Genomic DNA, 24,561 nt, shown 5'->3' with positions numbered 1-24,561 from the left:
ATAATGCCTTAGATTTGCTTTATGAAAATTGCAATTGTATGTTACCCTACCTTTGGCGGTAGTGGAGTTGTAGCCACCGAATTGGGCATTGCCCTTGCAGAACGTGGGCACGAAGTTCATTTTGTAACCTATCGCCAACCCGTTCGATTGGAGTTATTGGGGAACAATATTCATTTTCATGAGGTTCACGTACCAGAGTATCCATTGTTCCATTACCAGCCTTATGAATTGGCGTTGTCCAGTAAGTTGGTGGATACCATTAAAATGTACGACATTGAACTTTTGCATGTACATTATGCCATTCCTCATGCCTATGCAGGTTATATGGCGAAGAAGATGTTGCAAGAATCGGGAATTTTTATTCCTATGATCACTACACTTCACGGAACCGATATCACTTTAGTAGGGAAGCACCCTTTTTACAAACCTGCAGTTACGTTTAGTATCAATAAATCGGATGTTGTTACTTCGGTTTCCCAAGCATTGAAAGAAAGTACCTTGGAACTTTTCGATATTGAAAAGGAAATTGAAGTGATTCCAAACTTTATCGAGACCAAAAAATACAGTCCAACTTACACGGATTGCCAAAGGTCTTTGATGGCCAATGAAAATGAACGTATCATTACGCACATCAGTAATTTTAGAAAGGTAAAACGAATTCCAGATGTGGTGAAAATATTTTATCGAATTCAAAAAGAAGTGCCTGCTAAACTTATTATGGTGGGTGAGGGGCCCGAAAAGGAGAAGGCCGAAGATTTATGCGATTCTTTAGGGTTGAAGAATAAGGTGCTCTTCTTGGGTAACAGTAATGAGATTGATAGAATCCTTTGCTTCTCTGATATGTTCTTGTTGCCCTCTGAAACTGAAAGTTTTGGTTTGGCCGCATTGGAAGCTATGGTAAACAAAGTCGCAGTAATTTCCAGTAATACAGGGGGTATTCCAGAGGTTAACATTGATGGGGTATCAGGTTATTTGGCCGATGTGGGTGATGTAGATACCATGGCGGCAAAGGCAATCGAAATTTTAAAAGATGATACTGTACTAGAGAAGTTTAAGGAGAATGCCTATAAAATTGCCTCTAAGTTCGATATTGTGAACATTCTGCCACTCTACGAGGAAATTTACGAGAAGGCCTATAAATCACGATTCAAAAACACTTATTAGCATGAGGTCTTTTGGGTTTCTTCTTATGATTTTAGTGTTTTCTTGCAAAGCACAAAAGGAACCCCAAAATAAAACTGGCGATGAAATCGAAAATTTCGCTTTATTGGCACACGATGACTACAGTAATATAAGTGAGTACCAAACACAAATTATTCGAGACCAAAAATCACTACAAAAATTCTACTCTCAAGTCAACAAAACCCGAAAACCTGGGCTTCCAGTCCCGATGGTGGACTTTTCTAAAGACATGTTGATTTTGGTTTGTTTGGGTGAGCAACATTCGCATAAAAATGTAGTTATCTCAAAAGCCAAGGAATCGAATGAAGAGATAGTTCTCAAAGTAAAAGTTCTTGAAGAGACAGCTCAGGGCGACATCTCAATCCAACCCATGTATTATCCCTTTTACCTGTATAAAATGCCTTTGGTCGATAAGAACTTTACTCTCCAAAATATTGAATAATCTCTCCCTTAGAGCTATTTTTGCATCTTGTCGAAAATAAACGCACTTGAAAGCTCTATGTATTGTTTTTAATACGGTTAACATAGCTTTGAAGTCGATAAACCTCAAATCGATTAAAATGAATTTCTCAAAACCCACCATGTTGGTCATTGCGCTGTGTTCTATGGCGTTGACCTTTGCTCAAGACATTGAATTAACTAAAAAAGACAGTATCGTTCAAAGCTACTGGCTTGTATCACTTGGAATGAATGCCGTAGATGACTCTGGTCATGAATTCGATAGACTTTTTGATTTGGACGGCGCTTGGAATATAGTTCCATACCCCTCTAGAGTTAGCGTTGGACGATATTTTAATAACGGTCTTGGTTTGGAGGCCATTGGTAGTTACAACCAATACCAAGAAGGTAAAATAGTGGACAAGGTAGAAATGACTGAAGATGTTGACTATTATGCAATGGATTTGAGAGTTAGTTATGATTTGAATAAGATACTTGGGGAAACTGGTTTTTTTGATCCCTATATTGGAATAGGAGCAGGTTATACCGATGCCAATAACCAGGGTAGGGGAACATATAATGCCACAATCGGTTTTAGGACTTGGTTTTCTGACCATTGGGGATTGGATTTTAACTCCACAGGGAAATGGGCCATGAATACAGAAAAAGCCAACAATCACATTCAACATGCATTAGCAGTTGCTTATCGTTTTGATGTTGAAAAAGGTTTGTCCAGAAAAGGAATGGAGAAATTGGCCTTGATGGAGGAAATGGAAAAAGAACAGCAAAGAATCAATGATTCCATTGCCGATGCCAAGGAAGCTGAAAGATTGGCGGAACAACTTAAAAAAGAACAGGAAGCTGCAGCATTGGCTGCTGCGGAAAAGGCCAAGAAGGAAGCCGAGGAGGCTAGGAGAGCTGTGCTTCAAAATAAGATAAACAATTTGGGGAACGTATACTTCAAATTAAACTCTTCCTATTTAACATCCCAAGATAAAGAATTGTTAGATCAGTTGGTTTATATACTTAAGGATGAACCTAACTTAAAAATAAAAATTACCGCTCATACCGATTCTCGTGGTACAGAAAAATATAACCAATGGCTTTCGGAAAGAAGGGCAGAACGTACTTTGGAATATCTAATATCCAAAGGTATTTCAGAGGATAGGATTGCCCACGAAGCATATGGAGAGACCCAATTGGTGAATGAATGTACAGACGGCGTTCGCTGTTCAGAAGAGGAGCATTCTAAAAACAGAAGGTCTGAATTTAAGATAATTGCTTTTGATTAAACAGGTAGATAAAAAATATCAAAAACTGATTGTGAATAAAAGGTACAATCTGAAAGACTAGTTAACTTGGAAATTAACATCAACTTTTTAAAATGATACGAGTACATAAAATAGTATGCCGTTTATTTTATAAAAAAAGTGCAAGAAGTAATGTTTTATTACTCCTTGCACTTTTTTTATCCACCTTTTCTTTTGGCCAGTATGATAAGGTGGTAGTTATAGGTGCCTCAATAATGGAGCAAGTATATGGGAGGGATTTGGTTACCCCTGATCCAATTAGAACTGCAGAATGGCAAGCCAATGGGGTAGCAGTGGATGTTTATGGATATGGTTTTTCAGGTTATACTATCAACCAGATTATCAACGAGGTACAAACAGCAATGGCTGTTTTTCCAACGAATACGCTGTTCATGATTCATATAGGGGGCAATGATGTGAGCGCAACCAGACCATATGATACGGCAACTCAGCCAGAGTTGGATGCAATTAGCCAAGCTTATGATGACTTGTATGCGGCTATTGGTCCTACTCGTTTAAATGATGTTATTGTGATGCCCGTCACGTTTAGGGAATATAACACAGATGATGTATATAACAATCAGGAGTTGGGAAGTTTGCCTTATAATCAACATATTTTGATCCCAAAAATATTGGCCAATACCCCATCTCAAATTAATTCTGATGGTAATCCTATTGTCGATTTATACAATTTTTTTAGGAATAATAGTGATACTTATTCGGGTGATGGTATACACCCAACAGCTCCGGATGGGGAAATCTTGATTTCTGAATATATGAGCCTGAGGGCTTCCTATTTTATAAATAGTGAGACAACCCTTCCAGATCCTGTTGCACCAGCGGATGACAATGATGGAGATTTTGTAGTGGACAGTCAAGATATTGATGATGATAATGACGGTATAATAGATGTAGACGAGGGCGGGGTTTGTTCTTCTGGTGGTTCGATACTTGATTGGGGTACACCAACTTGGACGGGTGGTGATCCCGATGATGATTTTGCCTCTACCGCTACTACTACAATTGATGGTATTGTAATAACTGCAGATAATTCGGAAACTGATTTTCCTGAACTTGAAAATCCAAGCTTTGGGAGTGAAATTGGAACTTTTAATGGTGTTGCAGGGCTTACCTTACAAGCTCCTACAGCGCAATTTTTGGATAGTGTAAATATTTTGAGGTACCGGGTCAGTTTTGATAAGCCTGTTACCGATTTGTCTTTTAGGATTGTGGATATTGATATGAGGGAATTGGCAGATGGTGATCCTTATATTGGTCAAGTAAAAGTAACCATCTCAAGCCAAGGACAAATAATTACTCCAACTGCAGGTACGGATTATACCGTTGGTTCAGCAGTTACAGATTTAGGAGGAGGCTTTTTTAGGGGAAATTCTTGGGTTCCTGGAACTGCCGATATTGGTGATGTAGTGTATTCCTTGAATTATCCAGTAGATGATGTATTTATAGAGTTTGCCAACGTAGACCCAACAACCACTGCAACGACTCCAGGCTATATGGCACTTCTTATTTCTGATATGACTTGGAATTGTGCAGTAATCGATACCGATGGCGATGGTATTCCAGACCACTTGGACAATGATAGTGATGGCGATGGTTGTCCCGATGCACTTGAAGGTACTGGTGGTTATACTTTGGCCGATATTGATGAAAATGGAAGACTTGTAGGAGGTGTTGACGCTAATGGGTTGCCAGATTTAGCACCTGGAGGCCAAGGCCACGCTACTGATAAAGATGATACAGTTACTAGCGGCGCTTGCGATGATGACGGTGATGGTTTAACTAATGATGAAGAAAATAATAATTGGAATACGGACCCGAACAATCCAGATACAGATGGAGATGGTGTAGAAGATGGTCAAGAAGTCGCTGATACAAGCGATCCCTTAGATCCATGTGACCCTGTACAAGTAGCAGGCTATACAGGCTATGATGCCACCAATGCGATTTGGGCCGCTACCGACTGTGACGGAGATACCGTATTGAACGGTGATGAGGCCGCTGCAGGCACTAACCCATATCATGTGGATACCGATGGTGATGGCGTCAATGATGATCAAGAAGCCTCATTGGCGGAAGCGCAGGACCCATGTTTGCCAGCTCAGTCAACCGGTTATGCGGGCTATGATGCCACCAATGCGATTTGGGCCGCAGCCGACTGTGACGGAGATACCGTATTGAACGGTGATGAGGCCACTGCAGGAACGGACCCATATCATGTGGATACCGATGGTGATGGCGTCAATGATGATCAAGAAGCCTCATTGGTGGAAGCGCAGGACCCATGTTTGCCAGCTCAGTCAGCCGGTTATTCGGGCTATGATGCCACCAATACGATTTGGATGGCCGCAGACTGTGATGGTGATGGAGTGACCAACGGGGAAGAGTTTACCAATGGAACGGACCCTTACGCAGTTTCCACAGACGCGGATGGCGACGGAATCGATGACGACAACGAGATCAATAACGGTACAGATGAAAACGACCCATGTTCTCCAGCTCAGTCAGCCGGTTATATGGGTTATGATGCCAGCAATGCCATTTGGTTGGCGGCAGATTGCGATGGTGATGGTGTGACCAATGGGGAAGAGTTCACCAATGGTACAGATCCTTATGCAGTTTCTACGGACACCGATGGTGATGGTTTCGATGACGACAACGAGATCAATAACGGTACAGATGAGAACGACCCATGTTCCCCAGCTCAGTCACCCGGTTATGTAGGCTATGATGCCAGCAATGCCATTTGGATGGCCGCAGATTGCGACAGTGATGGTGTGACCAATGGGGAGGAGTCCACCAACGGTACAGATCCTTATGCAATTTCTTCGGACACTGATGGCGATGGTATCGATGACGACAACGAGATCAATAACGGTACAGATGAGAACGACCCATGTTCCCCAGCTCAGTCAGCCGGTTATGTAGGCTATGATGCCAGCAATGCCATTTGGATGGCCGCAGATTGCGACAGTGATGGTGTGACCAATGGGGAGGAGTCCACCAACGGTACAGATCCTTATGCAATTTCTTCGGACACTGATGGCGATGGTATCGATGACGACAACGAGATCAATAACGGTACAGATGAGAACGACCCATGTTCCCCAGCTCAGTCAGCCGGTTATGTAGGCTATGATGCCAGCAATGCCATTTGGATGGCCGCAGATTGCGACAGTGATGGTGTGACCAATGGGGAGGAGTCCACCAACGGTACAGATCCTTATGCAATTTCTTCGGACACTGATGGCGATGGTATCGATGACGACAATGAGATCAATAACGGTACAGATGGAAACGACCCATGTTCTCCAGCTCAGTCAGCTGGGTATACGGGCTATGATAGCTCCAATGCTATTTGGATGGCCGCAGACTGTGATGGTGATGGTGTGACCAATGGCGAAGAATTCACCAACGGTACGGATCCTTACCTAGCAGATATTGATTCGGATGGGGATGGTATAGATGATGATATTGAGATTACCAATGGTACTGATCCCAATGATCCATGTGATCCTGCACAAGCAGTAGATTATACAGGTTATGATTCCAGTAATTCAATTTGGGCATCAGCGGACTGTGATGGTGATGGCCTAACAAACGGTGAGGAGCTTAGTTTGGGAACTGATGTTTACAATGCCGATACCGATGGAGATTCCATCAATGATGGACAAGAGGTATCGGATGGCACCAATCCATTTGATGATTGTGATTCGGTTGGCGGAACTCCACTACCAGGTACTTTTTGTGATAGCGACAATGATGGCTTGAGTGATGATAATGAGTTGGAATTGGGAACCGATCCTGAAAATGCCGATTCTGATGATGATACTATTGAAGATGGCCAAGAAGTAGCGGATGGCACTGATCCTTTGGATCCATGTGATTCCAATGGAGGAACACCACCACAAGGTACTGTTTGTGGGGTTGAAATTGGGAATTCGATTGTAACACCAGATGGCGATGGTGTTAACGACAGGTTTGTATTGACCAATATTGAATTGTATCCCAACAATAGTGTGGAAATCTTCAATCGTTGGGGAGCTGCAGTGTTTAAAACTGAAAACTATAATAATAATTCCAATGCTTTTGAAGGTATTGCCAATACAGGAACTTCATTAAACAAAGGGAATGTACTTCCCGCGGGAGTTTATTTCTACATTATTAAATATGTAGAAGAAGGAGTATCTAGAAATGCATCAGGTTATTTATACATCAACCAATAAGAAACTTAAGATATACTAAAAATGAAAAAGTATTTTATAACAACATTAGTGGTTGCTCTGGGGATAACAACCATGGTCTCAGCCCAACAAGATCCACAGTATACCCATTACATGTTGAATACTATTGTTATAAATCCTGCTTATGCAGGAGCGGGTAATGTTTTCAGTATTTCTGCTTTGCACAGATCCCAATGGATAGGTCTTGACGGTGCTCCAGAAACTCAAACTTTGAGTGTGGAAAGTCCTTTAGGCGAAAGGCTAGGGGTTGGATTTTCCTTGGTTAACGATAATATTGGGGCAGGAACGGTTCAACAAACCTATATGGATTTGGCTGTTTCCTATACTATTCCTGTTTCTCAATATGGAAGTTTGGCCTTTGGTCTAAACGTAGGAGGTGATTTTTTAAATGTGGATTTTTCTAAATTGGTGAATTACGGTGCGGAAACCAATTTACCCAATATAGACAGTAAGTTTTCGCCAAACGTTGGTTTAGGTGTTTACTTCCGTCAAGAAAAGTTTTATGCTGGTCTTTCCGTACCAAATCTTTTGGAAACCGAACATTTTGACAATTCTTCTACCGGGACATCATATTTGGCAAAGGAAAGAATGAATTTTTATTTTCTTTCCGGGTATCAATTCGATTTGAACCCTGACTTGGCATTAAAACCTGGTTTTATGGTTAAAGCCGTTAGTGGAGGACCTTTGCAGGTTGATTTGACAACAAATTTGACCTTTAACAATAAATTTTCCGTAGGTGCGGCATATCGTTTAGATTCAGCTGTTAGTGCGTTGTTTAGCGTGAAGTTTGCTGAGAAGTTTCTTGTTGGACTAGCGTATGATGTTGAAACATCTGAATTGGGAAGTACTGTGTTTAACGACGGTTCTTTTGAGGTTTTCTTACGGTTCGATTTTATAAACCGAATCAATAGGAGAGATGTAATGGGTAGGTTTTATTAAGCTATTTTCAATGGCAAAATTGAGTCTTACTTCTCGATCATGATCCTACAGTCTTAAATAACCAACAAAATATAAAATAAAAGGCGCAGCATTTAAAGCTGCGCCTTTTATTTTGCGTTATTAGATTTATATTATAAAAAATCAATTTACTACGAATGGATACCCTGCTTTTTCCTAGGGTAGGGGAAGAATGAAAAAGCTACAACATTGTTAAACCAAAAATCCTTAAAAATATTAGGGCATAATCTTCATCAAACCCATGCCCAAATAAAGACAAGACTTGTTGTTAAAAATTGGAACGAAGGTCATGTTATAGAATTGGGCTGTTTTACCCTGACCAACTCCTCCAATTTTAGGGTCTATGGGATATGCACCCAATGTCTTCAACTTCATCAAAATTTCTTTTAGTTCATCGAAACTAAGAAGTCGAAATTTCAAGGTCCTAATTATTAGAGCAAAAACCAGTGCCTGCTGCCTACCTTTAAGGTTTTTCACCACTTTTGTGTAATCTGAATGCGAAGTATCCAGATTTTCAATCAATCCATGAAAATGTTCAATGGCATTGATCATACCTTTTATAAACTTAAGGTTGTGTGCACGATCTTTACTGGTCACGATAGAGTTTTCTACAACAATATATCGATGAATGTCCATATTGACCTTTGCCATTCGATCCGCATTCAAAAAAAGACTTGCCGTGAAAATGGCATCTTCATATAAGGTTCCCTCGATAAACTTGATATCTTTGGTTAATAGAAGATTGCGCTTAACAATATACCGCCAAGCTTCATTTCTAAAACTGTAATCTGCCACATACGAGATACCATCCTTAACCTTAACTACTAAATCCTTGGTGTTTTTAGTAGAAGATTCTTCTATAAGCTCAGAACCTTCCGGAATTTGTTTGGTATTGAATTCCAATATTTCAAGCTTATTTTGTTCCGCTAGTCCAATAAGGGATTTCAGGACGTTTATGGCTAAGTAATCATCTGCATCAAGAAAATAAACATAGTCGCCCGTAGCAGCGGCAAGACACTTGTTTCTAGCGGCACTGGGTCCTTGATTCTTTTGTTTTATTAATTGAATGTTGGTATTTTTTTCTGAATACTCCTGAACAATTGCCGCTCCAGCATCTTTTGAACCATCATCAACAACTATGACCTCATATTCATCTGGCGATAAATCTTGAGTCAATAGACTTTTAAAACATCGCTCAATATATTTTTCCTTGTTATATAGTGGAATAAGTATACTTAATTTCATTGTTGACTGATTTAACTTTTACTTTTTAAAAGATGATAATGTAAAATATTTGGCAACCTAGGATTTGTCAAATCCAAGTCAAAACTATGGCATCCCAATCGGTCAGCAAATAAAATTGATTTAATACAAATTAATCGGGACAAAATACTGGTCTTCATTTACTTTGGGATAATGCTGATACCTAATAAACCACCTTGTTAAAATATTCTAGCTTTTAGTAATCCTTTGGGTTGAAGGGTTTCAACCATTCCAAGATCATATCTTCCCCATGGGTGTCGGTAATTTGTAAATAGCTTTTAAATTCATTGATCTTTTGATTCACTTCCTCAATTGTATCTACCGATAGATAAATTCTTGAATACACTTGTCTTTCCGTACCCAGCCAATCTTTTTTAACAGTATCTCCTTCTTTAAACCGTTCCAGGACAAAAGTTACATCCTTATCTTCCTTTATCTTTTGTATACCTTTTATAGAACCTATTTCACCTCCGGTCAAAAGTACCCAAATGGTGCAGGCCACTTTCCCTTTATACCTGAAATCGTTCTTTTCGGCAAAATCGTCTTCACCAAAAACGCCGGTCAATGCAAAATTGACCAACATTTTCCTATGATCAAATCCATTTATTTTTTCAATATGGATATGAGGTGCCTCACCCTGTAACCTGAACCCTGGGTCGTAGGCGTAAACCACTCCGTTTTCAACAAAAAACTGGATGTTTAGAACCCCATTTTTTATTTTTAACCCTTTGAAAAGCTCACCTAATTTTGGGTGTACCTGTTCTATGAACAAATCTGAATGTTTAGAAGGATACACAGCGCCAATGCAAACAGGACTGGCATCGCCTTGTTTTTTTGTGGTGATTCTATCTGATATTGCCGAAATATATGCTACACCATCTTTAAATGTATAATAAGCGGCCATATCATCACAGTCCATATATTTTTCAACCAAAACCACACCTTTTTTTGAAAACTTCAATGCTGTTTTGACCGAATCATTGTAGTCTTTATCGTCCCTACAAATTTTCATTCCTACCCCGCCACCACTATCAACAGGCTTAATCATCAACGGGTAATCAAGGTTATCAGGTTTATCAATGCTAGATTCATCCAAATAAATTCCTGGGATATCCTGAATGTTGTAATCATCGCAATATTTCTTAAATCCATCCTTACTGCAGAACGCCTCTACCGCTTCTTGGGTAGCATAACAAGGGAAATTGAGCTTTTCACATATTTCCCAATATGGTTTTACCAAGATATCAGCAACACCGACCAATACTCCATCTACATTGAGGACCTTTGCCAGTTTCACGATTTCATCAACATCAAAACCATCAATATCGTAAGACTCGTTGGCATTTTTTTTGGCAGGAGCATTAGGGTTTGGATCAACAACAATAGTGTAAACTCCCATGGAGACTGCTACATCCACCAAAACACCTGTTTCTGGATTCCCCCCTAATATTATCAGTTTTTTCATAAGTCAATATATTTCAACACCTACTTTATTTGATGTTTCTATTGTTTGTGTTAGTAAGACTTTATATTAATTTTTTTGAAATTCAAATTGTGCATCAAACCCCAATGTTTTTAGAAATGGATTGATACTGGTAATGTCCGTATTTATTTCTACGATCTTGTTCTTATCAATGCCCATTAGTCCCAATTCCTTTTTTATTGCATCATAATTGGTTGGGTTTATTGTGGCAATGACCAAATAATCAAATTCATCATTATTTACAGCACTAATAGGTTGCACATAGTTGCCTCCAACATTCATGGGGTGATAGTCCAGATCGATCCATTTAACTATTTGGAAAAAGTCCGTTTTGGTATTGGTTGACAACATATGCTGACCAAAAGAACCTGAGCTATAAACGACCACTTTAGCGTTTCGCTTAACATTTACAAATGGATTAAAAATTAATTCACCATTTGTATCCAGGATCACCCCCCCTGAGCGAACCAAAATTTGTGAATATAAATAGTAGGTAAGCTGTTTATTCAAATTATCGGAGTCAAGTACATTGCTTAGTTTTGATTTTAAAAAACTCATTAATAGACCAAGCCTATAATATTCCATTTGTGGATTTTCAATGGATTTAACGATAGAATCGTGTCGCTGTCTATAATAATATGTTGGTATTCTACTTACCGTAACCTTTTTTGAAATTGCTAGATAAGCATACGTTATAGCGGCATCCTCTCCCATGATAATTTCATTGGGAACATCATATAAAACTTTGCTCAACAATGATTTTTTGAACAACTTGTTCCATACATAGGTAGAAATACCATGTTCGCAAAAGCGGCCATTAAAAATTGCAGTGGGAAGTATCGATGATTGTAATTGTTCTAGGCTAAAGTTACCGGCAGTTTTTGGTTTTATGGTCTCTATTTTACCATCGAACTCTCTAAAATGGCCCGTGACAACTAAATCGGAGCTGTTTGCCTCTACAAGTTTGTATAAAATATCCAGATAAAACTTATCCACCCAATCATCTCCATCTACATACGATATATATTTTCCGGATGCATTCTTAAGTCCCGCTTTTCTTGCACTCAAAAGCCCTCCATTTTCTTTATGGATTACCTTTATTCTAGCATCTTTTTTTGCGTAGTCATCACATATTTTTGGACAGTTATCTGGACTACCGTCATCAACTAGAATCAATTCAAAATTGGTGAAGGATTGGTCCAATAGACTTTCAATACACTTTGGTAAATATTTTTCAATTCGAAAAATTGGTACGATAACACTTATTTCAACAGTATCCAATTGATTCATTTTTAATTCAATTCAATATAGAACAAACCTCCGCTATAATTTTTGTTTTCAGCCTCCGATTTTGCAGTGGTTACATATAAATTGGCTTTATCATCAAAACAACAGGAAGTTACATTGGTACAAGGTAATTTTAGCTCGTTTAATTTTTTTCCGTTCGCTGGATTCCATCTCGATACACATGCACCGCCCCATTCGGCTATCCACAACATTCCCTCGAAGTCCATACACATACCATCTGGACTTCCCTCACCCAAAAATTCAATCACGTAAGAATCAAAAATAACATCTCCGGTATTTATATCATATAAATACTTGGCTACTTTATTTGTCGGCGTATCGATAAAGTACAGTACATCATCATTTTTTGAAAATGCCAGTCCATTAGAGATGGTAGTGTTTTCAATAATTTTTTTATGATGTCCGTTATCATATGAAAAAACATTACCTGCTTTTTCCATTACTTTAGGATACCCCATTGTACCAATAATAAACCTTCCCTTGGCATCTTTGATCCCATCGTTATATCGAACGGTATCCTCAACATCCAATTGAAATGCAAATTTATTTTCCAAAGTTTTAAAATTGATCTCGTAAAATCCATTTTTTGACGAGGCCATTACCTTATTATCCCCCAAAATAAAAACACAACTTACTGGAGACTCTAATTTTACACTGAGAATCTCTTTGGTGGTTGGATTATAACAATAAACCAAACAATCAAAAATGGACACAAAATATAGTAGCTTGTTCTCAATATCAAAAATGGGTCCCTCCAAAAGTTCGGCATTGGAATGAAATAGTAAAGTTGGGGCCATAATCGGTTAAATAAATTCTCCTCCTGTTATTCTGATCAACGATCCGGTAGTCATTGCCGAATCATCCGAAATAAAGTACATGACCGCAGGAATAGGGTCTTTAGTGTTCAGCATTCTCCCCATTGGGATAATGGTAGAAGCCTTTTCCTTTAAGGATTCTTCACTCACGCCTTCTTTTGTTCTAAGCTCTAGTTCCCCTTCGGTGTTTGTCCACCCCATTACCAAATAATTGGAACGAACACCATATTTTGCATAATGATGGGCAATATGGTTAGAAAGGGTATAAAGGGTACTTTTTGTAAGTGCATAGGGGGCTCTATCAATCTGACCATAATCCATATGGGCCGATCCAAAAAAGAGAATAGAACCTGATCTTTGCTCCACCATTCCCTTTAATACATGTTTTAATAAAAAATAGGGTGCCTTTAGATTAATGTTGAATACACTGTCATATATATCCTCCGTAGTATCAATTATGGAAGCAACAGGCGTAATTCCAGCATATAAGATCAATGCATCAATTTTATTGAAACGTTTTATGGTCTGATTGTAAAAATTTTCAATTTCATCTATACTGTTCAGGTCAAGCTTATGGAAATACAGCTGGTTTTCAGCTTGGGTAGATCTAATGATTTCTTCACCTTCTTTCGAACTTCGGCCACAAAATGATACGTTGTAGCCCTTATTCAAACAGGACTTCAGGATTTCTTTTCCCACGCCCTTAGAACCTCCCATGATCATTACTGTTTTCATGAATTTATTCGCTTACCTTGATTTATAAATTTTCTCTTGTTCAAATCTAACAATATTTTAAGTTGGTAATAATTTATACCTACAAAGAGAACGTATATTCGTTTAAAAGATTTTTGAATACACTTAACGGATTTTTTATAAAAAAGTTCTATTAATATATATTTTAACGGTGTATTTAAATAAAATGGTTTAGTACATGCCATCAACCTATATTGAACATCATTGCTCTAAGAATCTTTCAACACCGAGCAATCTTTTTTACGAAGGTTGTGTAAAATAATCAGACTACTCATTATGTTAATCCAAGTGAAACAATTACCCTATCCTTTTATAAATCCAACCTACAATGATTAAAAAAATCAAGAAGTTTATCATTAGTACCCCTCTTCATAAAACCATACTAAAAATCAAGGCAGCTCGAATTTCCAATAGTTGGGTAAGAGAAAACAATAAAATATTAGGGCACAAGACGATATATTGCATTTCTCCCTATAAAACAGGTACAACGTATTTGGCCAGTAGTTTTGATGATTCTATTTCCCAGCATGAGTCATTGCACTACACATCTATGAAAAAATTAAACGAAGATTTTGAACGTTATTTTATTAGGAGGCTCAATACCCTTAATTTAAAACTGGAATGCTCAGGATTTTTATCTAGTTATGTTGATGATTTGGCCCAAAATAAAATCTCAAAGGACCTAACCTATATTTGTGTCCTAAGAAAACCCTCTGCGTGGGTAACCTCTGCAGTAAACCACCATCAAATTGTCAAAGGAGCCAATCAACATTATTTTTGGGGTAATGAGCTATATTGGAAAGAACATGTTGGGGTTGATTTGGGTAACTTTTTATTGTTGAATGATGATGAAAAGTTGGCTGCAGCTAAAAAAATGACAGAATTCTACATGTCATTTACTAAGAAAACGAAACAACTAAAAAATGTAAAATACGTTTGGATCAAGGACCTTCAAGAGTTTTTGCCAAAGCTGGAAAAAATGATAGATGAAGAGGCCAAACCAGAAAAATCCGAAAAAAACAAAGCTTCGCTTAAAAAGTATACCTACAAAAACGATGAAATTGATCTAGCCTACGAAAAACTGGTCGATGAACTGTTGACAAACAACTAAACGTTGTCGAGTTTGGTTACCTGGTAAAAATGGAAGCCCTAAATTAAATCAGGTTCAATTTTTATTTGAACTTCCCATAAATCTGGGCATAGTATCACTTTCGCTAGCGGAAATGCCCTCTCGTTTAAAAACTTTTTTCACTGTTTGAAACAAAATTTTCATATCTGTGGCAAAGCTTAAATTATTGACATACCACACATCCAATGAAAATTTTTGCTCCCAACTTATTGCATTTCGCCCATTTACCTGAGCCCATCCTGTAATTCCAGGTTTTACTAAATGGCGTTTTGCTTGTTCTTGGTTATAAAGTGGAAGGTAATCCACCAACAATGGTCGTGGACCAATAAGGGACATATCGCCTTTTACAACATTTATCAGTTGCATTAGCTCATCCAATGAAGCACCACGAACGAATTTTCCAACTTTGGTAATGCGTTCTACATCCGACAAAAGATTACCTTGATCATCTTTTTTATCGTTCATGGTCTTGAACTTGATGATTGTAAAGATTTTTTCATTTTGACCGGGTCTTTTTTGAAAGAAAAATGGTTTTCCATTATTGGCCAATGCCAAAAGGACCGTCAATATTAAAATAATGGGAGAAAGCACAATTACCGCGATTGACGATATTATAAAATCCATTCCCCTTTTTAAGAATTTCGAGTACATTAAGCTGTATTTTGTTTGATTATATTTAATAAATCAGCATTCACCAAACGAACATCAAACTTCTGTTCGGCAAGTTTTCTACTTTCTCTTCCCATGACTTCAATTTTATCCGGGTTTTCCAGAAAATAAGAGGCTGCCTCAATGAGTGGAGGTAGTTGTTTGGGCGGAATTATAAAACCATTTTTTGATTCAATTACAGTTTCTCTGCAACCAGGAGTTTTTGTTGTGATAATGGGCATGCCAACGGATAGGGCCTCCAAAATAGACCTTGGCACACCTTCTCGATAAAAGGTTGGTAGAACAAATATATCGGCTGCTTTCAGATAAGGTCTTACATCCATTTGAACACCGTGATATACAATTACGCCTTTATGATTAAGGTTTTTTAATCTAGCTTCCAATTCGGTAAGATGCTCTGGAGGGTTTCCTACCACATGGAATATTGCATTCCCCTTTTTTTCATGGATAGCTTCAGCCGTATCTAGATACAGTTCTATACCTTTTTCAATCATCAAACGTCCAATTAAAATAAAGTTGAGGGGACGATCTCCCTTATTGAATTCATCAGGCTCCTTAAACTCAAATCGGTCCAAATTGATTCCGGAACCGTTCACTACATAGGATTTTTGTCCTTTAGGCAATATCCCTTGATCGGAAAAAAGAGTTTGGTCATCCACATTTTGAAAAATGGCCACGTTGTTCTTTCTAAGGGCAAGTTTATACAGTAATTTGGATACTTGTCCTAGCAGTTTTGCTTTTAGGGAAACTCCACTAAATGTAAACCCAAGACCTGTGATTAGTGAAAATATCTTAAGATTCAACTGTTGAGCAGCAAAGGCTCCATAGATGACTGGTTTTATGGTATAGGCAAAAACAAAATCCACTTCTATGTCCTTCAGGATTTTTTTTAGCTCACCTACACTTTTGAAGTCCTTCAATGGGTTGAGTCCCTTGCGTTGTAGGTTGAAATCTACTGGATGTGCCCCCATGGCCTTTACTTTATCGGAGATATCCTTACTGAAATCAGGACCCGCACACCATACCTCATAGCCCGATTGCACCAGCTCTTCAATAAAATCTTTCCTAAAGTTTATCAAGGAATATGAAACGGAACAGATAATTAAAACTTTTAGTTTTGCCATTGGTTTGGTGTTTATTCGGTATATTTTATTATTTGCTGATAAAAGTTTCCCTTAGAACGGTTTCTAAGAAAATCATCGAACAATTGCCTTTTATTTGGGTTGATTTCGTTTAATGTGAACATCATTGCCTGTTCCAAGGCCTTTAAATTTCCAGGCTCACATATGGTAATTCCAGGAATGTTTTCAATATCACCTGCACTTGTAGTTGACACCACTCTTTCATTTTGTGACATCATTTGTAATAAAACATTGGGAAATCCCTCTAAATGAGACGATATTACACACATTTCAGCTTGGTTAAAATACCTGTAAACATTGTTTACATATCCAGGAAGGTGCACGGAATTATCCAATCCAAATGAATTTTTAAGCTGTTCTAAGTTTTTTCTCTCATTTCCTTCACCCAGTATCACTAAATTTAATTCAGGATATTCTTTCACCACCTCTTTAAAAGCCTTAATTAATAGGTCAAAACCTTTTACAGGTGCTAACCTTCCAGCAGCTACAATAAACTTTTTATCTTGTAAGAACAGCGGAATATCTTCAAACTGTTCATGAATTTTGTCGAAATCAAATGGATTTAAAATAGTTTTTATATTCCATGAACTACTAATTTTCGGCATTTCACTTACAAGTTGACTTTTCATTAATTCCGTTTGGCAAATAACTAGTGCAGTCTTTGAATAAAATCTATAAAAGAACTTATAGATTCTCAACTTAGTACCTTTAAGTAAAATAAAAATTGAGTTTGATTCTCTAACAATAATTTTTGTTTCTTTTAAAAGCCCCATTTTTTTTACAAATCCAAGGGAACCATTAATCAGAGTTTGAGATGAAAATGTATAATCAAAATTTATCTTTCGGATTGAAAGGAAATAAATAGGGAGGTAGAATAAACCAAAAAAATATTTTGGAAATGGCAAATATTCTACTTTTATCTTGTCTTCCATATCTTCCCAGCCCTTGCCACTTTTTTTGCTTAAAATCAGCACATAACATTCACCTAAATTATGATCAATTACATACGTACATAATGTTCTTACAATATGTTCAGAGCCTTGAAGACTATCAGTAGGTAGAATAAACAGCCAATTTTTTTTAACGGACATCCTTAAATAGGTATTTGAATTTTTTGGAATTTCATTTTATGGTTCGAGTTGGATTCAGCCTAATTTATTCAATAGATATTTTTAAGAGTTTTAGAAATAAATTCTCATATTCTAATATAATTTTCTTTTCAGAATATCTAGAATTCACTGATTCTCTAATTGCTGCTGGGTCCCAATCTTGACAAACCGACAATTCCAATTTTTCTAAAAATTCAGAAGGGTCTTGAGCAATATAACCATTTAAACCAGGGATTATAATTTCATTGATACCTCCTGGTGCGTCATATACTACGGCTGGAGTTCCAGTTGCACAACTTTCCAATAACGCATTGGGAAACCCTTCAACATAAGATCCCTGTAAATAAAGATCGTTCTGCGCCAAATAATCATTGATTTTATCAGTATGGGAAACAAATGTGATTTTTTCGGGAATGCCAAGTTCATCTATCAAATTAACAAGTGTATCTTTGTAATCTCCAGACCCAATAATGGTATAATGAAAAGGTTTGTCGAACTCGGCCAAAACTTTTAAAACCCTTTGAAAACCTTTTTTTTCAGTCAATCTTCCAATGGTGATGAAATGTAAAACCTTGTCTTTTGCAAACGGACGTTCTTTTAGTTTAAATTTTGAGGTAACCGGATTATTGATGACCACCATCTTTGAAACTGGTAAGTTATGAGTTTTTATCAAGGAATTTTTCATGTCGTTGGATTGACAAATAATGTTATCCACAGCACGTAGGGCCAATCGATACAAGATGGGAGGTTTTTTATTTCTTGTGTCTTCATTTTTTAAGTTAAAACCTGATATTGAGGTTTCTCTTGCCACAAATATGATGTTAGGAAAAATGCGTCCAATTAGTCCCATGGTAACGTTCAGGTGAGCAATAGCACTGATTACGATCTTTGGCTTCTTTTTAAGCAAGAATTTAATTATTGCTGGAACCGCATGCTTAACCCGACTTTTATTTAGAAAGGTGACTGGAATATCCTCGACTTGGTATTTCTGATCTTCATTAGATCCTGTAATAAGTAGATGGGTATCAAATTTATCAGGATTAATGTTTTGGGCCAAGAACGACATGACCCTCTCAGCACCCCCTGAACGTAATGATGGTAGGATAAAAAGAACTTTAATTTTCAATATTTAAGATGTTTTATTATTGTTGAAATATCAAATTCTTTAATCCTTTTTGCAGGTGAACCAGCTATTAAAATGTTATTTTCTTCAAATGATTTATTTACTGAAGAATTTGCTGCAATGGCAATATTATTTCCTAAAATAATATTGCCATATATTTTTGCCCCAGGCCCAATGTAAACATTGTCACCAATTATAGGGGCTTCAGGCTTGCCGGCAGAGGCTCCAATATTAACACATACCTCTATCCTACAGTTTTTACCTATTTTACTTTTACTATTAACAACAATAGTTCCATAATGTAATATGCATAGGCCTGGGCCAAATACATTTGGAGGTATTGTATAATTTAGTTTTTGAGAAATTTTCCTAAAACTACGGTTAATAAAAAATAAACGTATTTTTGAAATTGGTCCTTTTTTTACATTAAGAAAATATTCATACTTTCTGAGTTTTTTTTGGAATACCCAAGTTGGTGTGGGTGATAAATACTTCTTGATTTTTGCTTTTAAGGACTGGTTAGATTCACCTCTAGCGACCATATCTTCCTTAAGATACCTTAAATAATCTTCTCTAGATTTAATCATCATTTAAATGTTTTATTATTCTCTTAATGTCGAATTTTTTAACTTTTTTAGACATTATCCTTTTGACAGGATTTGGCATTTATTTTTATCGAATTTATAGTCCTACTCCGGTAAAAAAAAATGAGTTTATTTCCTACGTTGTGATGAAAAAATATTTCTCCAGTGAAGATCAAATAAATTTTTCTTGTGAAATCATAACTTGATACTTGGTTTTTCCAAATTTCAATCATTATTTCCTGTAAAAAGAAGATGTTCGTTAAAAACCTTGTAATAAACGTTTTGTGCTAAAAACGACATCAACCGATCAGCACCTCTTGAACGCAATGGGGGTATTATAAAAAGTACTTTAGTTGGAGGTAAGTACATTATTTGGACATATAAGGTTTAAAAGAGCTATCTAATACTTCTTCAACTCTAGTTCTATAACTTTTCTTAAAATCAATTTCTGAATTGGATATGTAATTTTCCAGAACTTTTTTCTTATAATTATCGAAGTCACCAATAATTCTGGCAGGATTTCCTCCTACAATAACATTATTTGGAACTGATTTTGTTACCACACTCCCAGCTGCAATAATAACATTATCATCAATTTTTACGCCTGGCATAATAATTGAATTAATACCAATAAACACATTATTTCCTACAATAATCCTTCTGAATAATTGCCTTCTTCCTTTTTCATCTCTAATTAGCCAAGTTGAGCCATCGTGTGTTATAAATCTTACCCCAGAGGTAACCGTTACCCAATTTCCTATTTCGATTAGCCAAGGTTCAGAACCTACGGTGCTCGTTAAAAAACGACAATTGTCACCAATTTTGACACCTTTATATTTGGCATATTCCACCCCGGATAATTTTAGGATCCTATATCTATCCAATAATATATGCAGTATTTTTTTCATTTTAAGGTTGATTGATTTATATTATAATTGTTTAAAAAGTTTTTCCCACTGATTCCCAATGGATTCAATTGAAAAATTTTCTAGACTTTTGATTCCTTCATTGGATAATTTTTTCCTTAAAGATTCATTCATCATTAATAAGGATAATTTCTCGATCATTTCCTCGATGTTCTGATCTTCAATTAAAAATCCATTTACTTTATCGACTATAATACTAGAGGGGCCAGTTTTACAATCAAAAGCAATACAAGCCATACCTTGGGACATTGCTTCCAACAAAACCATAGGTAATCCCTCAAGTCTAGAAGGCAGAATAAAAATGGAGGATTTATACATATAATCAGAAACGTTCTTTTTATATCCCAGAAACTCCACTTTTTCCTTTAACTCATGTTTTTCCACCAATTTTGTTAGAAAATCCAATCCGTTATCTCCATTTCCAATTATTTGTAGTTTCCAATCTTCTTCTAATTTTTGTACTTCCTTGAAAATTGAAATTAAGCTGTCAAACCCTTTGTTCCAATATCTATCCAGTCCTCCAACAGCTAAAATTATTTTATCTCTGGTATGATTGTTTTCAGTAATGGGTAGAAAAGTACTTGGATTGGGCATTACAACCACGTTGACTTTCTTTTTTTTAAAAAAAGGGATGTCAAAAGGAGTAAGAACGGTTACAAAATTGCTTTTTGGATATATAAACTTCCAAGTAAAATTAGTCAACCAAATAGGGGTCTGTTTTCTTAGGTGGCTATTATGCTCAGAAGCAATTACCGGAAACCCATAAATTTTTGCAACCAAAATTCCTAAAAGGTTCACTTGGGTTATAAAAGGTATGATAACATCAGGTCTATTTTCCTTTTTTTTGTAATGGATTAACAGATTAACTAAAGATTGTAATTTTTTAATTTTAAAATTTACATGGTTAAGATCAATTAAATTTATTCCTTCATCCAGTTCATAGTCAACACCATCATTTAACATTACAATGTTGACCTGGTGTTTTTTTGTGAAATGATTGGCAAGGAGAATCATAACTCTTTCTGCCCCACCAACACTTAGGTTACTGGTTAAAAAATCTATCCTCATTTTTAATTGGGTAATAAACTACTAATAATAAACTTTACTTCCTTTAACGGTAAATTCAAGAAAAGATTTTGAAGATTAATAAAAAAGGGATCTGAATGCTAATATGCTACAATTCACTCTCAATTTTTGAATCCAATACATAGCCTATAAGTACGAATACTGTAATTAAGTAGCCTTGGTTAATAATGGATTGCAAACTCACCATAAAAATTGTAAGAGTGATTAAAATAGGAAGGATGAAAATTCGATTATTGCCATCGGTAAATAATGCCTGTTTGAAGTGGAGGGATAATAGGGCCAAAAATAAAATAAACGTAAAAATACCAGCATCAGCCCACACACCGAAAATCGTATTATGCCCCCTAATCGATACAGAATAATTAACACCATTTCCAATTATGGGGTTTTCATAAATTTTGTTGAGCATATTTTTAAAAAGGACATCTCTTTCGGAATAACTAATTTTGTCAGTTTGCAATGTCAATATATTCCCGATATTTTCTATTCTTTCTTTTTGGACCTCATTAAGTTTATCGGTCGTTTTTCCCCAATTAAATAGTAAAATAAATGTAACTGGAATAAATAATATGGAAGCTACAATTCTTTTGGCAGTAAACATTTTTTGATATGTTATGGCAAGAACCATTAAAAAAACAACTATGCCAGTTTTGGAAAATGTAAGTAAAATTGCATAAGTAGAAATCAGTAAACCTAAAACTTTGATGAATGTTTGAAACTTAGTTTTAGGATTAAAAACATTTTTTATAAAGATAAAAGATAAAATAGCCGAAACTGCAGAATTGTTGGCATCTCCATAAACTCCTCCCGCACGGCTCAGTGTATATTCATAAACGCCTTCATGATCTAACGAAAAATTGAAGTAATTAAATAGTATAAGAAAAATACAAGAAACAAAAAATGCACCTGCAAAAATTTTAGCAATTGTAGACCTTTCTCTCGGAATACTTAAAAGTATCGAGTAACCAAAAAGATAAATAACTGGAATTATAGATTTTAGAATTGATGGGGTACCCCCATGAATACCAACAGCAAGAAAACCAAAAACAAAATAACACAAAAAAAATAAAAACCATAGCTGCACTAGTTTTGGAAAATGTTTGTTTTGTTTTAACAGGAGAAATGCTCCAAAACCTATTAGCCCAACATTTAAATAGGCAATCATTTGCGATAGGGAAACCGAAACAAATTTAGCCACAAAAGCCTGAATATTCAATAAGTTTATTACTAGAGGGATATAAAAAAAACACACTTTAATCCACTTCATGGGCTAAAAATTTGAAATTTTATAGAATGCGTTGAATAAGAAGAAATGGATTCACTATTTTTTTCTTATTTGATATGGTTATTCATTTTTTAAATGTAATCGATATTGTCCTATGGTGAATCCAACATAAATAAAACTGTTTAGAATATATACACACGTGGTACTTAACATTAAGCCATATAGCCCATATAATTTGATGAAGATATAGTTTAAAACTAAATTCAAAATTAAGTTCCAAAGTGATGCCCAAGCCATAAAAACATTTTTGTTGATGGCCGTCAAAAACTTTACGGTTACCAATGTACAAAGATAAAATGGAACATAAATAAGAGCTATTTTTTGAATATCAGCTACAATTAGAGTGTCTTCAGAGGTAAACTCGTTTCTTTCAAAAAGTAATGCGATAATTTCATAAGACCCAAGAATAAGAAAAATAGCGGCAAACAACGTGACAATGAATAGCACTTTTAAAATTTTAAAAAGTTGCTTAAAAGCTTTGACCATATTTTGATTGGTCAATTTAGAAAAGTGGGGAAGCAGTACATTACCTAATGCCAAAATTAGTATGCCTACCAAAAATGCAGGTATTTTTTTTCCATAATTTAAAGCAGCTATCGATCCAACCACCAGTTGAGCGGCGAAAAATTGATCAACGAAGTTATTTAGACCAGAAAGTAACCCAGAAGATACTTTTGGAGGAAATTGCTTGATCATCATTCTTGAATTTTCGCTGAATTTGGGTTTGCCCAGGTGTAAGACCTTGTATTTTAATGCAAAAAATAAAATAAACAGGAAGCTTAAAATACAACCTGATAATAGACCAACTGAAAGCACTTTTTCTTTTAATACATCACTAAAAAATTTAAGACAAAAGATAGTAGTGATTGCTGGGAAAATTGCTGATATTGAGGTAACTAAAAACTTATTGGCTATTTCAATCAATCCCGCCATAAAATTGGTGAGTCCCCAAAAAAACAGACATGGAAGCACATAATAAAATTGCATTTTTATCAAATCATAATAGGTTTCTTCATGATTTGGAAAAACATAGTACAGGAAAAATTCTATAAACACCAATGAAAGTATTGATAGTGCTATAGCAAGCCCAATAACCAAAAGAAATGCAAGTGATTGGAACGATTTAATATTTTCGCCATTGGTTTGCTCGGTTATATAGTTGGGTACGAATAGATTCTTTAGTGAATTAATGAATACTTGTTGAACAAAAGTGGGAACAATTAACGCTAAAAAAAAAGTGTCGAGCAATTCTGACAAACCTATTTCTGAAGCGATAACAGTCTCCTTATAAAAAGAAGCGATTTTCACCAAAAATGCGATACCCCCCACTAACACAATATTCCTAATCAGGCCTATATTCGAAGGGCCTGAATATTTTTTGATGAGCCCGCTTATTTTTTTAATTACCATAATATCTGTTGAGATTATCCAATGGATAATGGAGAAATGAAATACTATTTGAATGAAAGTAAATTAAAGTAAAAACGAAGTTGGATCAAGTCCTTTTATTTTTTAAAATATAAAAAACGCTTGAACCCCTGTTTTAATTGTACCAATTCTCAAAATTAAATAATAAATCTAGAAAAAAAATGAAAGAACATTGCAACGCAGATTGGATTGTGAATTACAATTTTAGCTATTGTGTTTAAACGTTAAGGGGATGCTAAAATCATGTTAAAGGTGGTGAAGTAATAATCTAATAATTAGGAAGCTCCCGTATCTGGGAAGATGAAAAAT

General features: G+C 36.1%; 20 protein-coding genes. 6 read left to right on the top strand and 14 right to left on the bottom strand.

Features of this window, described 5'->3' with window-relative positions; all coding sequences use genetic code 11:
- The first annotated feature begins 21 nt into the window (after window positions 1-21).
- The 5 genes from bshA to BLQ18_RS15345 all read left to right on the top strand — a co-directional run bounded on the left by bshA (window position 22) and on the right by BLQ18_RS15345 (window position 8,131).
- Window positions 22-1,164: an N-acetyl-alpha-D-glucosaminyl L-malate synthase BshA gene (bshA, locus tag BLQ18_RS15365; protein ID WP_090298686.1), complete on the top strand. Its 1,143-nt coding sequence runs from the start codon at window positions 22-24 to the stop codon at window positions 1,162-1,164.
- 103 nt (window positions 1,165-1,267) lie between these two features.
- Entirely contained in the window at window positions 1,268-1,624 is a 357-nt protein-coding gene (locus BLQ18_RS15360) for a hypothetical protein (RefSeq protein ID WP_139297740.1), read from the top strand.
- Between the two features lie 118 nt (window positions 1,625-1,742).
- Complete coding sequence (locus BLQ18_RS15355) at window positions 1,743-2,912, top strand: OmpA family protein (RefSeq protein WP_245668158.1); 1,170 nt, start codon at window positions 1,743-1,745, stop codon at window positions 2,910-2,912.
- A gap of 233 nt (window positions 2,913-3,145) precedes the next feature.
- Complete coding sequence (locus BLQ18_RS15350; protein ID WP_175443788.1) at window positions 3,146-7,174, top strand: T9SS type B sorting domain-containing protein; 4,029 nt, start codon at window positions 3,146-3,148, stop codon at window positions 7,172-7,174.
- Between the two features lie 21 nt (window positions 7,175-7,195).
- Window positions 7,196-8,131, top strand: a complete 936-nt coding sequence (locus BLQ18_RS15345; RefSeq protein WP_090298678.1) for a PorP/SprF family type IX secretion system membrane protein — start codon at window positions 7,196-7,198, stop codon at window positions 8,129-8,131.
- 234 nt (window positions 8,132-8,365) lie between these two features.
- Here BLQ18_RS15345 and BLQ18_RS15340 read toward each other — a convergent pair whose 3' ends face one another.
- From BLQ18_RS15340 to BLQ18_RS15320, 5 genes are all read right to left on the bottom strand, one after another.
- A complete protein-coding gene (locus tag BLQ18_RS15340; protein ID WP_090298675.1) occupies window positions 8,366-9,394 on the bottom strand; it encodes a glycosyltransferase in 1,029 nt (342 codons plus the stop codon).
- A 214-nt stretch (window positions 9,395-9,608) separates the two neighbouring features.
- On the bottom strand, window positions 9,609-10,877 hold the full coding sequence (locus BLQ18_RS15335) for an ATP-grasp domain-containing protein (protein ID WP_090298673.1): 1,269 nt from the start codon (window positions 10,875-10,877) through the stop codon (window positions 9,609-9,611).
- Window positions 10,878-10,943: 66 nt separating this feature from the next.
- The gene (locus BLQ18_RS15330) at window positions 10,944-12,185 is read right to left on the bottom strand and encodes a glycosyltransferase family 2 protein (protein ID WP_245668157.1); all 1,242 of its coding nucleotides are present in this window, start codon (window positions 12,183-12,185) and stop codon (window positions 10,944-10,946) included.
- A 2-nt stretch (window positions 12,186-12,187) separates the two neighbouring features.
- Window positions 12,188-13,000 carry an SMP-30/gluconolactonase/LRE family protein gene (locus BLQ18_RS15325; RefSeq protein WP_090298670.1) on the bottom strand — a complete coding sequence of 271 codons (813 nt, stop codon included), beginning with the start codon at window positions 12,998-13,000 and terminating at the stop codon, window positions 12,188-12,190.
- A 6-nt stretch (window positions 13,001-13,006) separates the two neighbouring features.
- The gene (locus BLQ18_RS15320) at window positions 13,007-13,753 is read right to left on the bottom strand and encodes an SDR family NAD(P)-dependent oxidoreductase (RefSeq protein ID WP_090298667.1); all 747 of its coding nucleotides are present in this window, start codon (window positions 13,751-13,753) and stop codon (window positions 13,007-13,009) included.
- Between the two features lie 346 nt (window positions 13,754-14,099).
- On the opposite strand from BLQ18_RS15320, the gene BLQ18_RS15315 reads away from it, so the two are divergent.
- Complete coding sequence (locus BLQ18_RS15315; RefSeq protein WP_090298664.1) at window positions 14,100-14,882, top strand: hypothetical protein; 783 nt, start codon at window positions 14,100-14,102, stop codon at window positions 14,880-14,882.
- 54 nt (window positions 14,883-14,936) lie between these two features.
- Here BLQ18_RS15315 and BLQ18_RS15310 read toward each other — a convergent pair whose 3' ends face one another.
- From BLQ18_RS15310 to murJ, 9 genes are all read right to left on the bottom strand, one after another.
- On the bottom strand, window positions 14,937-15,551 hold the full coding sequence (locus tag BLQ18_RS15310) for a sugar transferase (RefSeq protein WP_090298661.1): 615 nt from the start codon (window positions 15,549-15,551) through the stop codon (window positions 14,937-14,939).
- Window positions 15,551-16,693, bottom strand: a complete 1,143-nt coding sequence (locus tag BLQ18_RS15305; protein ID WP_090298658.1) for a glycosyltransferase family 4 protein — start codon at window positions 16,691-16,693, stop codon at window positions 15,551-15,553. Before BLQ18_RS15305 ends, BLQ18_RS15310 begins: the two co-directional genes overlap by 1 nt.
- Before the next feature lie 11 nt (window positions 16,694-16,704).
- On the bottom strand, window positions 16,705-17,802 hold the full coding sequence (locus tag BLQ18_RS15300; protein ID WP_090298655.1) for a glycosyltransferase: 1,098 nt from the start codon (window positions 17,800-17,802) through the stop codon (window positions 16,705-16,707).
- A 64-nt stretch (window positions 17,803-17,866) separates the two neighbouring features.
- Entirely contained in the window at window positions 17,867-18,946 is a 1,080-nt protein-coding gene (locus tag BLQ18_RS15295; protein WP_139150413.1) for a glycosyltransferase, read from the bottom strand.
- A complete protein-coding gene (locus tag BLQ18_RS15290) occupies window positions 18,943-19,533 on the bottom strand; it encodes a serine O-acetyltransferase (protein ID WP_245668156.1) in 591 nt (196 codons plus the stop codon). Before BLQ18_RS15290 ends, BLQ18_RS15295 begins: the two co-directional genes overlap by 4 nt.
- A gap of 362 nt (window positions 19,534-19,895) precedes the next feature.
- Window positions 19,896-20,435, bottom strand: coding sequence for an acyltransferase (locus tag BLQ18_RS15285; RefSeq protein ID WP_090298649.1), 540 nt, complete (start codon window positions 20,433-20,435; stop codon window positions 19,896-19,898).
- Window positions 20,436-20,456: 21 nt separating this feature from the next.
- Window positions 20,457-21,521 (bottom strand): glycosyltransferase family 4 protein, encoded by a 1,065-nt coding sequence (locus tag BLQ18_RS15280; protein ID WP_090298646.1) that lies wholly within the window; start codon window positions 21,519-21,521, stop codon window positions 20,457-20,459.
- 106 nt (window positions 21,522-21,627) lie between these two features.
- Window positions 21,628-22,806 (bottom strand): O-antigen ligase family protein, encoded by a 1,179-nt coding sequence (locus tag BLQ18_RS15275; RefSeq protein WP_090298643.1) that lies wholly within the window; start codon window positions 22,804-22,806, stop codon window positions 21,628-21,630.
- Window positions 22,807-22,884: 78 nt separating this feature from the next.
- Window positions 22,885-24,234, bottom strand: coding sequence for a murein biosynthesis integral membrane protein MurJ (gene murJ, locus BLQ18_RS15270; RefSeq protein WP_090298640.1), 1,350 nt, complete (start codon window positions 24,232-24,234; stop codon window positions 22,885-22,887).
- Window positions 24,235-24,561 lie beyond the last annotated feature (327 nt).

It is taken from the genome of Flagellimonas zhangzhouensis, assembly GCF_900102925.1.
Lineage (GTDB): Bacteria > Bacteroidota > Bacteroidia > Flavobacteriales > Flavobacteriaceae > Flagellimonas > Flagellimonas zhangzhouensis.
This window is presented reverse-complemented; position numbering and strand designations above follow the sequence as displayed.